Source organism: Chromobacterium sp. Ag138 (assembly GCF_055181315.1).
In genome coordinates this window covers 1-13,945 of sequence record NZ_JBUPWA010000001.1, presented here as the reverse complement: position 1 = coordinate 13,945, position 13,945 = coordinate 1, and the positions used below count along the sequence as shown (strand labels likewise).

Genomic DNA, 13,945 nt, shown 5'->3' with positions numbered 1-13,945 from the left:
CACCTCTCCTTGCCTGCTTAAAGAACGAAAAATGGCGGCCGAACGGCCGCCATGTCAACGGTATGAATGGATTGTATCAGCCGCGCTTGCTCCGCGCATTGGCGGCGATGCGCATCCGCAGCGCGTTCAGGCGGATGAAGCCGGCCGCGTCGGCGTGGTTGTAGGCGCCGCCGTCTTCGTCGAAGGTGGCGATGGCCGGATCGAACAGCGAGTCGGTCTTGGACTCGCGGCCGACGACGATCACATTGCCTTTGTACAGCTTCAGCCGCACCCAACCGTTCACCGTGGCTTGCGACGCGTCGATCATCTGCTGCAGCATCGCGCGCTCCGGGCTCCACCAGTAGCCGGTGTAGATCAGCTGCGCGTACTTCGGCATCAGCTCGTCCTTCAGGTGGGCCACCTCGCGGTCCAGGGTGATGGACTCGATGGCGCGGTGAGCCTTCAGCATGATGGTGCCGCCCGGGGTTTCATAGCAGCCGCGCGACTTCATGCCGACATAGCGGTTCTCTACGATGTCCAGCCGGCCGATGCCATGCTTGTTGCCCAGGCGATTGAGCTCGGTCAGCACCGCTGCCGGGCTCAGCGCCTGGCCGTTGACGGCGACGATGTCGCCGTTGCGGTATTCCAGCTCCACGTACTCGGCCTGGTCCGGCGCGTTTTCCGGGCTGACGCTCCACAGCCACATATCCTCTTCCGGCTCCTGCGCCGGGTTTTCCAGCACCGTGCCTTCATAGGAGATATGCAGCAGGTTGGCGTCCATCGAGTACGGACTGCCGCCGTTCTTCTTCTTGCTGATGTCGATGCCGTGGGTTTCGGCATACGCCAGCAGCTTCTCTCGCGACAGCAGATCCCACTCGCGCCACGGCGCGATCACCTTCACGTCCGGCTTCAGCGCGTAATAGCCCAGCTCGAAGCGGACCTGGTCATTGCCCTTGCCGGTGGCGCCGTGCGACACCGCGTCGGCGCCCACCTGGTTGGCGATTTCGATCTGGCGCTTGGCGATCAGCGGCCGGGCGATGGAGGTGCCCAGCAGGTACTCGCCTTCGTAAATGGTATTGGCGCGGAACATCGGGAACACATAGTCGCGGACGAACTCTTCGCGCAGATCCTCGATGAAGATGTTCTCCGGCTTGATGCCCAGCGATACCGCTTTCTGGCGCGCCGGCTCCACTTCCTCGCCCTGGCCGATGTCGGCGGTGAAGGTCACCACTTCGCACTTGTACTCGTCCTGCAGCCACTTGAGGATCACCGAGGTATCCAGACCGCCGGAATACGCCAAAACCACTTTCTTGATGTCAGACATTGCTTCTCTTTCCACTCGTTGTTTGTTTATCGATCGCCGGGCGGGACTCAGTCCTCGCGATGCCCCAGCAACAGATATTCGATCAGGGCTTTTTGCACGTGCATGCGGTTTTCAGCCTCGTCCCAGACCACGCTCTGCGGGCCGTCTATCACCTCGGCCGCCACTTCCTCGCCGCGGTGCGCGGGCAGGCAGTGCAGGAACAGCGCGTCCGGCTTGGCATGCTTCATCAGCTCCGCCGTCACCTGGTAGCCGGAGAAAGCCTCCAGACGAGCCTTCTGTTCGGCCTCGAAGCCCATGCTGGTGAACACGTCGGTGGTGACGATGTCGGCGCCGTGCGCGGCGCGGGCCGGATCCTGGGTCAGTTCCAGCACGTCCGAACCATAATGATGGCCGTCCAGCGGCTTCAGCTCGTAACCGAGCGGCGACGCCACTCTCAGCTTGAAGCCGAGCACGCGCGCGGCCTGCAGCCAGGTGCGGCAGACATTATTGCCGTCGCCGATCCAGGCCACGGTCTTGCCCTTGATCGAACCCCGCCGCTCCACATAGGTGAAGATGTCGGCCAATATCTGGCACGGGTGGTACTCGTTGGTCAGGCCATTGATCACCGGCGCGCGCGAATGCGCGGCCAGCCGCTCGACCAGGCTCTGCTCGAAGGTCCGGATCATGATGATGTCGCTCATCCGGGACAGCACGCGCGCCGTGTCCTCGATCGGCTCGCCGCGGCCGATCTGCGAGCTCTTGGTGTCCAGGAACATCGCGTGGCCGCCCAGCTGGGCCATGCCGGCCTCGAAAGAGACGCGGGTACGGGTGGAATTCTTTTCGAACACCATGGACATCACCTTGCCGACCAGCGGCCGATGCAACTCGCCGGCGCTTTGTCGTCGCTTCAGGACCCTGCTTCGCTCGAAGAGATGGTGGTACTCGTCGGGAGAAAGATCGCTGAACTGAAGGTAATGCCTTACGGACGTCATGGTGCTCCAATCAAAAAAAGAGGCCGCTGCGCGTGCAACACCGAGAGGTGGTTTCATGCGCAACGGCACATTACTACACGCTAGTCTCAAGTCACTTTACAAATATCGTCCCCTGCAAATACATAAGCATGATTTACAGAAATGCGACATTTGTTATATTTATCGGAAATCCTCCTGCCTGACAAGCATTCAATTGAACAAACTACGCCCCGGCAATTCCGCCAGCTCCTGCGGCTTCAGCACGCGCAGGTAGAATTCGCCGCCGTCCTCCGCCAAACCATGCATTTCAATGCTTTTCTGCGTCTTCTGCAGCCGCGCCAGATAAGCCAGAATGGTGTCGTCCACCACCTGCCCCGGCACCAGCACCGGAATGCCCGGCGGGTACGGCACGATCTGGTCGCAGCACACCCGCCCGCTCAACGCCGGATTCGGCCGGCCATCGTCATCCAGCAGCGGCAGCCTCTCCCCGGCCTCGTAGAAAGCGTCGCGCGGCAGGCAGGCCAAGCGCGAGAAATGCGGAATTTCCGGCATGCGCCCCAACGCCCGCGGTGGACGCCCCTCCTTGGCCAGGCGCAGCATCGCGTCGTACAGGCGGGACAGCTTGCTGCGGGTGGTCCCTATGGTCAGCAGCAGCGTGATGGTGCTGAACGTCGACTTCTCCACCTGGATGTTGTAGCGCTCGAACAGCGCCTGCTGCAGCTCGTCGGCGGTGAAGCCGGAACGGCTGAAATCCACCGTCAGCTTGGTCGGATCCAGCAGGATGCCGTCCTCCTTCACCTCTTCCGGCAGCAGATCGCCCAGCTCCAGCACGCGGAAGGCGCCGGTGGAGTTGATTTTCTCGCGCAGCTCCTGCGCCAGCTTCAAGGTGCGGTCCAGCAGTCTGTAGCCTTCCGTCACCGCCTGCTTGCGCGCCACGTCCAGACTGGCGATCAGGCTGTACTGCGGACTGGTGGACGCGTGCATGTTGAAGTTTTCGCGGAACAGGTGCTCGTCGAAACGGGGGTCGTTGACATGGATCATGCTGGCCTGCGAGAACGCCGACAGCACCTTGTGCGTGCTCTGGGTCACGTAGTCGGCGCCCGACTCCAGCGCCGTCGGCCGGAACGCGGGGTGAAAGCGCGCGAAACCGTACCAGGCTTCGTCGACGATCACCTTGATGCCCTTTTCGTGCGCGGCTTCGATGATGGGCTTCAGATCGTAGCGTAGGCCGTCATAAGTGCATGAGGTGAGAATCAGCACCCGCGCGTCCGGATTGTCGTCTATCGCCTGGTAGATGGTGGTCTTGGGCACCGGGCCGAAGATGCCGTACTGGCGGTTGACCGACGAATCCAGATACACCGGCCGCGCGCCGGAGAGGATCACCCCGTGATGCACCGACTTGTGACAGTTGCGGTCCAGCAGCAGCTTGTCGCCCGGCGCCAGCAGCGTCTGGAAGATCACCTTGTTGGAGGTGGAGGTGCCGTTGGTGGCGAAATAGGTCTTGCGCGCGCCGAAGGCCTTGGCCGCCAGCATCTGCGCCTCGGCGATGACGCCGGTCGGATGCAGCAGCGAGTCCAGCATCGGCACCGATACCGACAAGTCAGCCCGCAGCAGGTGCTCGCCGACGAAATCATGGAAATCGCCGACCCAGTTGCTGCCTTTCAGCGAGTCGCCGCCGGAATGGCCCGGCGTGTGCCAGGAATCCTTGGCCATCCGCACGTATTGCTTGAGCTTGTCGTAGAACGGCGTCGCCGACTTTTCCGCCAATTCCGCCACCAGTATGCGGAACCAGCCGTTGAAATCGGCCTCGTCGCGATAGAAATAGCCATCCACCGCGTGGCTGGCCAGCTCTTCCACCAGCGCCCGCTCGTCGTCGTCCTGCAAGAAGACGTAAAGCGAGGTCTCCGGGCGAAAGTCGCTGATGCGGTTCGCCAGCTGGGCCGCGGCCTCGCCGTTGGCGGTGCCTTTCAGCTGCCGATCCACCAATACCACCTGGACTTCGCCGTCGCGGGCGATCAGATCCATCGTCTCCGCCGTGGTGCAGGCGGGCACGAAGGTCAAACCAAATGGATTCTCCAGCCGCACCGCGGCGGCTCCCAGACCGGCCAGCACTTCGGCCTGCCATGTCACATCGTCGCTGACCACGACAACGCGGCTAACGGGTTTCATGAAGGTTTCTCCTCTTGCTGTTTGCCGCGCACTTGTTTTTAGCGTCTGTCCGGACGTACGCGCTGTTCTGTATTTTTTGTTTGTCGCCTATCCTATCCACATCTTGTGCCCGCCGTCATTATGCAGGCGCACAACGGTCGCATGCGGTACAATCGCTGCCATGCTGACCGACGCCGAAAAAGACTCCATCCGCGACCATTACCGCGCCATTTCCGACCGCCTGCCGGGCTTCCGCCCGCGCGCCTCGCAACGCCGCATGCTGGCTGAAATCGCCAATGCCTTGTCGCGCGCCCAGGAAAAAGTCGGCGATGACTGGCCGGAGCGCGAAGGCGAAAGCATCACGGTGATAGAGGGCCCCACCGGCGTCGGCAAGAGCCTGGCCTATTTGCTGGCCGGCGGCGTGATGGCGCGCGCGCGCGGCAAGAAGCTGGTAGTCACCAGCGCCACCGTGGCGCTGCAAGAACAACTGGTCAACCGCGACCTGCCCTTCGTCGTCGAAAACAGCGGCCTGCCGCTGACCTTCGCGCTGGCCAAGGGCCGCGGCCGCTACCTGTGCCCGTACCGCCTGTACGGCCTCACCGCCCAGCACGCGCAGCAGAGCCTGCTGCAGCCCGATCCGATGATGGCGCTGTGGGACCACAAGCCGGAACAGGCCGAGCTGGACGCGCTGAGCGCGATGGCCGACGCCTTCCATTACCGCAAATGGAACGGCGACCGGGACACCTGGGACAGCATCGTGGAAGACGGCCTATGGGCGCGCGTCACCAATGACCGCCACGGCTGCCTGAAAACCGCCTGTCCCAACCGCGTCGAATGCCCGTTCTACCTCGCCCGCGACACCCTCGAAAACGTCGACGTGGTGGTGGCCAACCACGACCTGATGCTGGCCGACGTCGCTATGGGCGGCGGCGTGATCCTGCCCGCCCCGGAGGAAAGCTTCTATTGCATAGACGAGGCGCACCACTTGGCGAAGAAGGCGGTCAACCAGTTCGCCGCCGAGCACTCACTGGGCCAGGCGCTGGGCTGGCTGGACAAGGTGGGCGCGGTGGTCGTGCATGCAGAAGCGCACACCGGCAAGGCCGAACTGGCCAGCAACGCGATCGACTCCGCCGCCGCCTGCGTGGAGACGCTGACCGAATGGCAATGGCTGCTGGGCAGCGAAGACTCGCTGGCCGCCAGCAGCGACAATCTGGAGCCATCCTGGCTGATCGAAGACGGTGTACTGCCGGAACGGCTGAAAGCCTCGGCCGCGAATATGGCGATATCCGCCCGCGCGCTGGCCAAGCAACTGGACGACATGGGCAACGCGCTGTCCGAGGCCCGCAAGGACAAGAGCGGCGACGTGGATCTGGACAAAACCGCTACCGAATTAGGCTTCCTGATCGGCCGCGCCGAACAACTGAGCGCGGTATGGGATTTGTTCGATACCGAAACGCCGGAAAACGCGCCGCCAATCGCCAAATGGATCACCCGCCGCGCCGAGGGCAAGGGCGACTACCTGTTCTCGGCCTCGCCGGTCAGCGCCGCCGCCAGCCTGGCCGCCACGCTGTGGCGCCGCGCCGCCGGCGCCATCCTGACATCCGCCACGTTGCGCTCGCTCGGCGATTTCGAACTGCTGCTGTCGCAGACCGGCCTGAAATGGCTGCCCAAGGTCAGCTGCATGGCGCTGGAATCGCCGTTCAACTTCGACGAGCAGGGCGAGCTCTACCTGCCGCCGCTGCTGGCCAGCCCCAAAGACCCGGGCGGCCATACCCGCGAAATCATCGAATGGCTGCCCAAGCTGATCGACCTGAAAGAGCCGGTGGGCACCCTGGTGCTGTTCTCATCCCGCAAACAGATGCAGGAAGTGGCCGCCGGCCTGCCCGCAGCGCTGCGGGACAGGCTGCTGATCCAGGGCGACATTCCCAAGCGCACGCTGCTGGACACCCATCACCAGCGGCTGAAAGACCAGCAGGCCAGCGTGATTTTCGGCCTAGATTCGTTTTCGGAAGGGCTGGACCTGCCGGGCGAGAGCTGCGTGCATGTGATCATCGCCAAATTGCCGTTCGCGATGCCGGACGACCCGGTGGGCAAGACCCTGTCCCGCTGGATCGAAAAGCGCGGCGGCAACCCCTTCATCGAGCTGACTGTGCCGGAAGCCTCGATCAAGCTGGTGCAAGCCGTGGGCCGTTTGATCAGAACCGAACGCGATTACGGCCGCGTGACCATCCTGGATAACCGCTTGACGCGACAAAGTTACGGCAAAAAGCTGCTGGCTTCGCTGCCGCCATTCAAGCGCATATGATTTTCAGGTATGATCACAAAACTTTCGCATAAGTAAAAGTCGTCGGCCTAGAAAAAACGTCTTAGCACGGACAACAAAACAGGCTACACCAAAAGCAAACACACTGGTTCCACCGCCATGATCTGCAATCCGTACGAAATCGTGATCCAGGGCCTGACCTCAGAAGGCCGCACATTCCGCCCCAGCGATTGGGCCGAGCGACTGGCGGGCATCCTGGCCTCCTTCGACACCAATCAGAAGCTGTCCTACCATGCCTTTGTCCGCCCCATGCTGCTGGAGGGCGTTCGCTGCGTCGCCGTGGACAAGAAGCTGGAGAAAATCTATCCGCAAATCTTTCAGTTCCTGATGGACTTTGCAAAAGACAATGATCTGCGCGTAGTCGATTGTCGGACACTGATCGACGAGATCTATCCGAACAAGTTTTCGGCATAATCGCAACAGGCGTCGCATCGATACCACTCTTTTTACCAGTCTTCGCAACACTCCCGTCATATTCTGTGGCTAAACTAATACAAAGTCGTGAAGCAGCCGTGCAAGCGTTGCCAAAACCGGACACGGTCTCTTCACTGCTTCACAACAGAACCACAGACTTGACTTGGAGTTCATCATGCAAAAGAAGAATCTGGCAGCCATCGTTGCATCTCTGTTCATCGTCCCGGTCGCGGCTCACGCCGACGTGACCATCTATGGTTTCCTGAGCGCAGGCATTGAGTCCGTCAAGGCCACCGGCAACGGCAACCCTGCTAACGACTACACCTCGCGTACCCGCGTTTCCGACTACAACTCCCGCATCGGCTTCAAGGGCAACGAAGACCTGGGCAACGGCACCAAGGCCATCTGGCAAGTGGAAAGCAGCCTGCGCAACTTCGAAAATGGCGGTACCGACGACAAAGGCAATTCAGCATCGTTTGGTACCCGCAACACCTTCGTCGGCATCGAAAACGCCGACTTCGGTAAAGTACTGCTGGGCAACAACGACTCTGCCTACAAAGTTCTGTCCGGCAGCGGCAACAGCGCGCTTGGCGTAGATGTCCTGATCAATACCACAGCTGAAAACTTCGGCAAGTCTTCTGTCAACGGTCGTGGCGAAGAGCGCCTGAAGAATTCCATTCACTGGTACTCGCCGAGCTGGGCTGGCTTCAAGCTGGGCGCATCTTGGGGTGTGGACGAAGCACGCGTTATTGACCAAACCAAACCGAGCAATGGTTCCGCTACAGACTCCAAGCGCCTATCGCTGGGATTGGCTTACAACTGGCAAAGCCTGAACCTGAGCACCGCCTGGGACCGTCGCTATGACAGTGCAGTGAATGGCGACTCCAACACGGTAGGCACTGGCTTCTCTGGCAAGAATGTCACCATGTACAACATTGCCGGTAGCTACAAATTCGACTTTGGCACCTACATCGGCGGCTATTACGAGTGGGCCACCTACGACAACGTTGGCGGTGCTCAGCTGAAGCAGGATGACTGGATGATCGCTCTAGGCCAGGACTTTGGCGCTGCTTCGATCAAACTGGGCTATGGCCAACTGGGCAGCCTGAAGAACGTATCCGCTGCTTCCAACAGTAGTGACTACAAGGCTAAACAATGGATTCTGGGCGGTACTTATGACCTGTCCAAGACCACTCAGCTGATCGCTTACTACACCAAGATCACCAACAACGCCAAGGCTTCCGCCAACTTTGCGAATGATGCGGTTTACGACAACCACTTGGGCCAACCCAACGCTGGCCTGACCTCTGGCAACAGCCCGCAAGCATTTGGCTTCGGCATGAAGGTTTCCTTCTAAGCCTTGCGCGGAACGGCTTCAAACCAAACGCCACGGCATCATGCCGTGGCGTTTTTTATCGTCGATGCCCAATAAAGCGGATTAGCCGCAAACCCTGCTCAGTTCCTCTGGCTGGGATACCAGGAAATTACCCTCGCCCTGCCATTGCACGATGCGCTTGTTGCGCTGGCGCTCCCACTCATCCACCGGGTGTTGCCGCGCCCATGCGCACATCAGCTGCCGATCCTGTTGACTCATCCTCAAGCCATAGCGCTGGTGCATGTATAGCGTGATGCGCGCCGCCGCGCCGCGCACCTCTTCCCGCGGCTGGAAACGCTTTTGCTTGAAATCCACGAAGGATTGGCACTGTCCATAGATAGGCCGCGGATGGATTTCCCAAGCTCCGTAGGCGAAATTGGCGCGGTCGCCGTTAACCTCCCCTACCGCCGGGACCAGATTGTTCAGATCCCCCTCCGCCATCTGGAACAATGGATCCTGATCGCCGCAAGCCTTGCGGCCGCCCTGCTGCCAGCACTGGCGCTGGTGTCCCAACACCCAAGCCGGCACCACATGCTCCCACTCGATGCGGCTGGCGCGCGCTTCGGACTTGCGCGGCTGGTAACCGCAAGACTGCCAATCAACCGCCTTGCCCTGATAGCGGCAACCGCAATAGAAGTCCACCTCCATGCCTGAGTACACGCGCGGCAAAATGCGCTTGGCGGCGGCGAAGTCGCGATGGCCGATCGCCTTGCCGCCGCTGACCAAGGGCTCGGCCTTGACTTGAGATGGCACGCCTCCGGATTGCTGCGACGCCGCCGATGACAGGATGGACTCGCCCAGAGCAGCCAACTGCTTCACTTCCGGGGATTTTGCTATCTGATTGATTTGATGCGAATCGCAAGCGGTTAAAGTTGCGACAAGTATGAAAGGCATGAATTTGTGCATCTGCGAAGTGTATGCACCGGAACCAATTACAGCAATACCATTGCCAGATTATCCACCTCCTTCAGCTGCTGACAGTCCGACACGCCGAGAAATCCGCAGTCTGCCTCATCACCTCCCGAACCACCGCGCATGCGAAACGCGGGCAAGCATCCGCAAATTCGGCGCCTGCCCGCGTTCAGCCCATCCCGAAGTGAGATGGTAAGAGATTCTCACTACCAGATGCGAATACGCTGATCCTCTGGCTTATACATCTTGTCCCCCGGCTTCACTTCGAAAGCGCGCTGGAAGGCATCGCTGTTCGAGGTGGCGCCGATCGCCCGGAACGCATCCGGAGAGTGGGGGTCGGAAACCAGCCGGGCCAGCAAGGCCTCATCGCGGGTCTTGCCGCGCCAGACCTGGGCAAAACCGTAGAAAAAGCGCTGATCGCCGCTCATGCCATCGATCACCGGGGCCGGCTTGCCGCCCAGCGACAGCTGATACGCCTTGTAGGCGATCTGCAGACCCACGTTGTCGGCGATATTCTCGCCCAGGGTCAGCTTGCCATTGATGTGCTTGCCCGGCAGCGGCTCGTACGCGTCGTATTGCGCCACCAGCTTGCTGGTCAGCTCATGGAAGCGCGCCTTGTCCTCCGCCGTCCACCAGTCGCGCAGATTGCCGTCGGCATCGAACTGGCTGCCTTGATCATCGAAGCCATGGCTGATCTCATGCCCGATCACCGCGCCGATGCCGCCGTAATTGACCGCATCGTCCGCCGCGGCATTGAAGAACGGCGGCTGCAGAATGGCGGCTGGGAACACGATCTCATTCTGGGAAGGATTGTAATAGGCATTGACCGTCTGCGGCGTCATGCCCCATTCCGTCCGGTCCACCGGCTTGCCCAGATGCGACAGCTGCCACTGGTAATCGAACTGATTGGCGCGCTTGACGTTGCCCACCAGGTCATCGGGCTTGAGCTCCAGGCCGGAATAGTCGCGCCAATGCTCGGGATAGCCGATTTTCAGCATGTACTTGGACAACTTGACCTGCGCAGCCTGTTTGGTCGCCGGGCTCATCCAGCTCAAACCGTCGATGCTCTGACGATAGGCCTGCATCAGGTTGCCGACCAGCTCCTCCATCTTGCGCTTGTGTTCCGGCGGAAAATACTTGGACACATACAGCTGCCCCAGCGCCTCGCCCAGGGATGACTCCACCAACTGCACGCCCCGCTTCCAGCGCGGCCGCTGCTCCGGCGTGCCGGACAAGGCCTTGCCGTGGAAATCAAACCTGGCATCGACCATCGCCTTGCCCAGATAGGGCGCATAGCCGTCCAAGGTGTGCGCGATCAGATAGTCCTGCCACGCGAGCAAGGGTTCCTTGCGCAGCAGTTGAGCCAGACCCGCCACGTACTCCGGTTGGCTGACGTTCAACGCGGCGATCCCGGGCATGCCGGCCGCGGACAGGAAACCATGCCAATCCAGCTTGGGCGCCAGTTTGGCCAACTGGGCCGGCGTCATCTTGTTGTAGGTCTTCTGCGGATCGCGGTTTTCCACCCTGCTTCGCTGCAGCTGCGCCAGCTTGGTTTCCAGCGCGATCACGCGCTTGGCACGCTTTTCCGGTTGCGCATATCCAGCCAGGCGGAACAAACGGCCCAGATAAACCTGATAAGCCTCCCGCGCCTTGGCGAAACGCGCATCCTTGCCCAGGTAGTAGTCTCTATCGGGCATCAGCAAGCCGCTCTGGTACAGGTCAGGCAAATACGCGGTCGCGTCGCGGGCGTCGATCCCCACGTACAAGGCCAGCGGCAGCTTGACGTTGCCTGACTGCCCGCCGCCGATCAATTTCAACAGCTCATTGCGGCTCGCCAGCAAGGTGATCGCCTGCAGATCCGGCTCGATCGGCTGCAAACCCTTTTTTTCCGCCGCGGCCTCATCCATGAAGCTGGCGTATGCGGCGCCGATCTTCTGCGCGTTGCCATCCTTAGCCTGGCCAGCCAAAGCCTGCTCGATCAATTCGCGGCTTCGCGCTTCGCTCAGATCCCGCAGATCCTTGAAAGCGCCGCTCCAGGACTCGCTGGCGGGAATCTCATGCGTGTCCAGCCACTTGCCGTTGACGGCCAGATAGATATCGTCCTGCGGACGGATGCTGGAATTGAAATTGGCGGCGTCGATCCCGGACACGCCATGCGCCCATGCCTGGCCTGCCAGCAGCAGTGCCCACGCCAACGCTTGCATCTTCATTGAACTTCTCCATGCGTGTTTCGAGAAAAGAAAGGCAGCCGAAGCTGCCTTTCCTGTCCGATCCTTAAAGACCGTCTACTGCAGGAACTGTTCCGAGCCGACGATGCCCAGCTTGGTCAAACCCAAACGCTGCGACTCCGCCAGCACCATCGCCACCGGCGCGTAACTCGCATCCTTGTTCGGCTTGATGTGCAGCTCCGGCTGCGGATCCGCCTTCCCCGCCGCCGACAGCTTCGCCTCCAGCGCCTCCCGGTTCGCCAAGCGCTCGCCGTTCCACATCACCGCGCTGTCCGGCGCAATGTCGATCTGCACCACCACCGGCTTCGCCAACGGCTTCGCCGGCGTGTTCTGCGGCATGTCCAGCTTCACCGCGTGCGTCTGGATCGGTATCGTGATGATCAGCATGATCAGCATCACCAACATCACGTCGATCAACGGCGTGGTGTTGATTTCCATCATCAGGTCGTCTTCTCCCGACGACCCCACATTCATCGCCATGTCTCTTCTCCTACTCGCCGCCGCCGGGCGCCGGCGGCTCCGTGATGAACGCGATCTTCACGATCCCCGCCTGCTGCACCGCCAGCACGATGCGGCCGATCGGCGCGTACTTCGCCGTCGCGTCGCCCCGGATGTGCACTTCCGGCTGCGGGTCTTTCTTCGCTTCCTTCACCAGCCGCGCCAGCAATTCCTGCTGGTCCTTCACCGGCGACATGTTCCAGTAGATGCGGCTGTCCGGCCCCACCCCCAGCACCACGTTCTCCGGCTTGGTCTGCGTCGGAATGTTCTGCTCTTTCGGCAGCGTCATCTTCACCGTCTGCGTCACCACCGGCACCGTGATCAGGAAGATGATCAGCAGCACCAGCATCACGTCCACCAGCGGCGTGGTGTTGATCGCCGACAGCACCTGGTCTTCGTCGCCCTTGCCGTGGCCAAATCGCTTGTAACGCGCCATGGCCGTTTACCGGGTCGGGTTGTTCAGCAGGCTGGCGTGCAGACGGCCGGATACCACGCGGACGTTGTCCAGCACCAGCTTGTTGCGGCGCACCAGCCAGTTGTATCCCAGCACCGCCGGCACCGCCACCGCCAGACCGATCGCGGTCATGATCAGCGCTTCGCCCACCGGGCCCGCCACTTTGTCGATCGAGGCCTGGCCCGAGGTGCCGATCTTCACCAGCGCGTGGTAAATGCCCCAGACGGTGCCGAACAGGCCGACGAACGGCGCGGTGGAGCCCACGGTGGCGATCACCGACAGGCCGTTTTGCATGTGGTGGCTGGCGGAGTCCACCGCGTCCGAAATCGCCATCGCCACCCAGGTGTTCAGGTCGACGCGGTTGGCCAGTTCGCCTTTGTGCTCGGCGGCCGCTTCGATGCCGGCTTGCGCCACCGCGCTGTACATCCCTTCGTCCGCCAGTTCGCTGGCGGCTTTTTGCAGATCCGTGCCGTGGTGGCCCAGCAGTTCATGCCCCTGCTTGATCAGGCGGCGTTGTTCCAGCAACTTGACGATGCCGACGTACCAGGTGGAGGCCGACATGATCAGCAGAATGATCAGCGTGCCCTTGGCCACGAAGTCGCCTTGCGACCACAGCGCGTCGATGCCGTACGGATTGGAGGTGCTGACGGTCTCCGCCGCCAGCGCCGGCAGTGCGGTCAGCAGGCCGGCGGCGCCCAGGACTTTGCCCAGCAGTGCGCGAGTGTTCTTGATCATGGTATTTGCTCCTTTGTGTCTTGAGATGCCCTGGGCGACTTAGGCGCCAGAGTCGAGTTTGAAGCCGAATTCCTGCTTCAGCTGGGAATTGGCCTGGCAGGTGTAACCCTGCAATGCGGTGGTGATCGCCGACTTGAAGCTGCTGCGGTAGCGCGGCGGAATGTCGCCGCTGAAGTTGAAGCTGGCCTCGCCGCCGAACTTGCCGCTGGCGCCCACGCTGAACACCACCGACACCACGCCCTGGATTTCGTCTTCCTGGGCCTTGGACGGATACTCCGGCGCTTCCAGGTGGCTGCAGTTGGCCTTGGCCGAGACCGGGCCTTTCGGCGCTTCCACCGCCGGAGCCGGCGTCGGCGCCGGTTGCGGCTTCGGATCGGAAGTCACCGCCTGGATGGCGTTGGCCGATTGCGTGACCGGCGGCGGATTCACCACCGGCGGCACGTAGGCCTGCGGCTTCGGCGTCGTCGGCTGCTGCACCACTTTCTCGATCTTCGGCGGCGGCGGAGGGGGCGGCGGCGGCGGTTCGCTGATCACCGACACTTCCACTTTCTGCTGGATCACCTTGACCACCCCCTGGGCCAGGCCTGTCACCAGCGCGTAGATCA

The 13,945-nt window shown here is 61.6% G+C and carries 12 protein-coding genes; 3 read left to right on the top strand and 9 right to left on the bottom strand.

Translation table 11 applies throughout. The annotated features are described in order from the left end of the window. Positions 1–76: 76 nt before the first annotated feature. The 3 genes from ACY3GB_RS00060 to ACY3GB_RS00050 form a co-directional block, all read right to left on the bottom strand. The gene (locus tag ACY3GB_RS00060) at positions 77–1,303 is read right to left on the bottom strand and encodes an argininosuccinate synthase (protein ID WP_463086888.1); all 1,227 of its coding nucleotides are present in this window, start codon (positions 1,301–1,303) and stop codon (positions 77–79) included. Between the two features lie 47 nt (positions 1,304–1,350). Further along, complete coding sequence (gene argF, locus ACY3GB_RS00055) at positions 1,351–2,274, bottom strand: ornithine carbamoyltransferase (protein ID WP_463086887.1); 924 nt, start codon at positions 2,272–2,274, stop codon at positions 1,351–1,353. 189 nt (positions 2,275–2,463) lie between these two features. Next, positions 2,464–4,422 (bottom strand): aminotransferase class I/II-fold pyridoxal phosphate-dependent enzyme, encoded by a 1,959-nt coding sequence (locus tag ACY3GB_RS00050; RefSeq protein WP_463086886.1) that lies wholly within the window; start codon positions 4,420–4,422, stop codon positions 2,464–2,466. A gap of 160 nt (positions 4,423–4,582) precedes the next feature. Here ACY3GB_RS00050 and dinG point away from each other — a divergent pair, with 160 nt between their 5' ends. From dinG to ACY3GB_RS00035, 3 genes are all read left to right on the top strand, one after another. Then, the gene (gene dinG / locus ACY3GB_RS00045) at positions 4,583–6,706 is read left to right on the top strand and encodes an ATP-dependent DNA helicase DinG (RefSeq protein WP_463086885.1); all 2,124 of its coding nucleotides are present in this window, start codon (positions 4,583–4,585) and stop codon (positions 6,704–6,706) included. A gap of 117 nt (positions 6,707–6,823) precedes the next feature. After that, complete coding sequence (locus tag ACY3GB_RS00040; protein WP_046158927.1) at positions 6,824–7,138, top strand: DUF3579 domain-containing protein; 315 nt, start codon at positions 6,824–6,826, stop codon at positions 7,136–7,138. Positions 7,139–7,313: 175 nt separating this feature from the next. Continuing rightward, on the top strand, positions 7,314–8,495 hold the full coding sequence (locus ACY3GB_RS00035) for a porin (RefSeq protein ID WP_463086884.1): 1,182 nt from the start codon (positions 7,314–7,316) through the stop codon (positions 8,493–8,495). A gap of 81 nt (positions 8,496–8,576) precedes the next feature. Here the strand turns inward: ACY3GB_RS00035 and ACY3GB_RS00030 are convergent, their stop codons facing one another. The 6 genes from ACY3GB_RS00030 to ACY3GB_RS00005 all read right to left on the bottom strand — a co-directional run. Then, a complete protein-coding gene (locus ACY3GB_RS00030; RefSeq protein ID WP_463086883.1) occupies positions 8,577–9,332 on the bottom strand; it encodes an endonuclease in 756 nt (251 codons plus the stop codon). A gap of 299 nt (positions 9,333–9,631) precedes the next feature. Continuing rightward, entirely contained in the window at positions 9,632–11,635 is a 2,004-nt protein-coding gene (locus ACY3GB_RS00025) for a M13 family metallopeptidase (protein ID WP_463086882.1), read from the bottom strand. Positions 11,636–11,710: 75 nt separating this feature from the next. Next, entirely contained in the window at positions 11,711–12,133 is a 423-nt protein-coding gene (locus ACY3GB_RS00020; RefSeq protein WP_463086881.1) for an ExbD/TolR family protein, read from the bottom strand. 10 nt (positions 12,134–12,143) lie between these two features. After that, positions 12,144–12,587, bottom strand: a complete 444-nt coding sequence (locus ACY3GB_RS00015) for an ExbD/TolR family protein (RefSeq protein WP_046159195.1) — start codon at positions 12,585–12,587, stop codon at positions 12,144–12,146. Positions 12,588–12,593: 6 nt separating this feature from the next. Next, positions 12,594–13,340: a MotA/TolQ/ExbB proton channel family protein gene (locus ACY3GB_RS00010; RefSeq protein WP_463086880.1), complete on the bottom strand. Its 747-nt coding sequence runs from the start codon at positions 13,338–13,340 to the stop codon at positions 12,594–12,596. A gap of 39 nt (positions 13,341–13,379) precedes the next feature. Further along, on the bottom strand, positions 13,380–13,945 hold a 566-nt coding region (locus ACY3GB_RS00005), incomplete at its 5' end, for a hypothetical protein (RefSeq protein WP_346196247.1).

Coding starts and splice junctions, on each gene's coding strand:
- ACY3GB_RS00060 (WP_463086888.1), bottom strand. CDS start 1,303: ATGTCTGACATCAAGAAAGTGGTTTTGGCGTATTCCGGCGGTCTGGAT.
- argF (WP_463086887.1), bottom strand. CDS start 2,274: ATGACGTCCGTAAGGCATTACCTTCAGTTCAGCGATCTTTCTCCCGAC.
- ACY3GB_RS00050 (WP_463086886.1), bottom strand. CDS start 4,422: ATGAAACCCGTTAGCCGCGTTGTCGTGGTCAGCGACGATGTGACATGG.
- dinG (WP_463086885.1), top strand. CDS start 4,583: ATGCTGACCGACGCCGAAAAAGACTCCATCCGCGACCATTACCGCGCC.
- ACY3GB_RS00040 (WP_046158927.1), top strand. CDS start 6,824: ATGATCTGCAATCCGTACGAAATCGTGATCCAGGGCCTGACCTCAGAA.
- ACY3GB_RS00035 (WP_463086884.1), top strand. CDS start 7,314: ATGCAAAAGAAGAATCTGGCAGCCATCGTTGCATCTCTGTTCATCGTC.
- ACY3GB_RS00025 (WP_463086882.1), bottom strand. CDS start 11,635: ATGAAGATGCAAGCGTTGGCGTGGGCACTGCTGCTGGCAGGCCAGGCA.
- ACY3GB_RS00020 (WP_463086881.1), bottom strand. CDS start 12,133: ATGGCGATGAATGTGGGGTCGTCGGGAGAAGACGACCTGATGATGGAA.
- ACY3GB_RS00015 (WP_046159195.1), bottom strand. CDS start 12,587: ATGGCGCGTTACAAGCGATTTGGCCACGGCAAGGGCGACGAAGACCAG.
- ACY3GB_RS00010 (WP_463086880.1), bottom strand. CDS start 13,340: ATGATCAAGAACACTCGCGCACTGCTGGGCAAAGTCCTGGGCGCCGCC.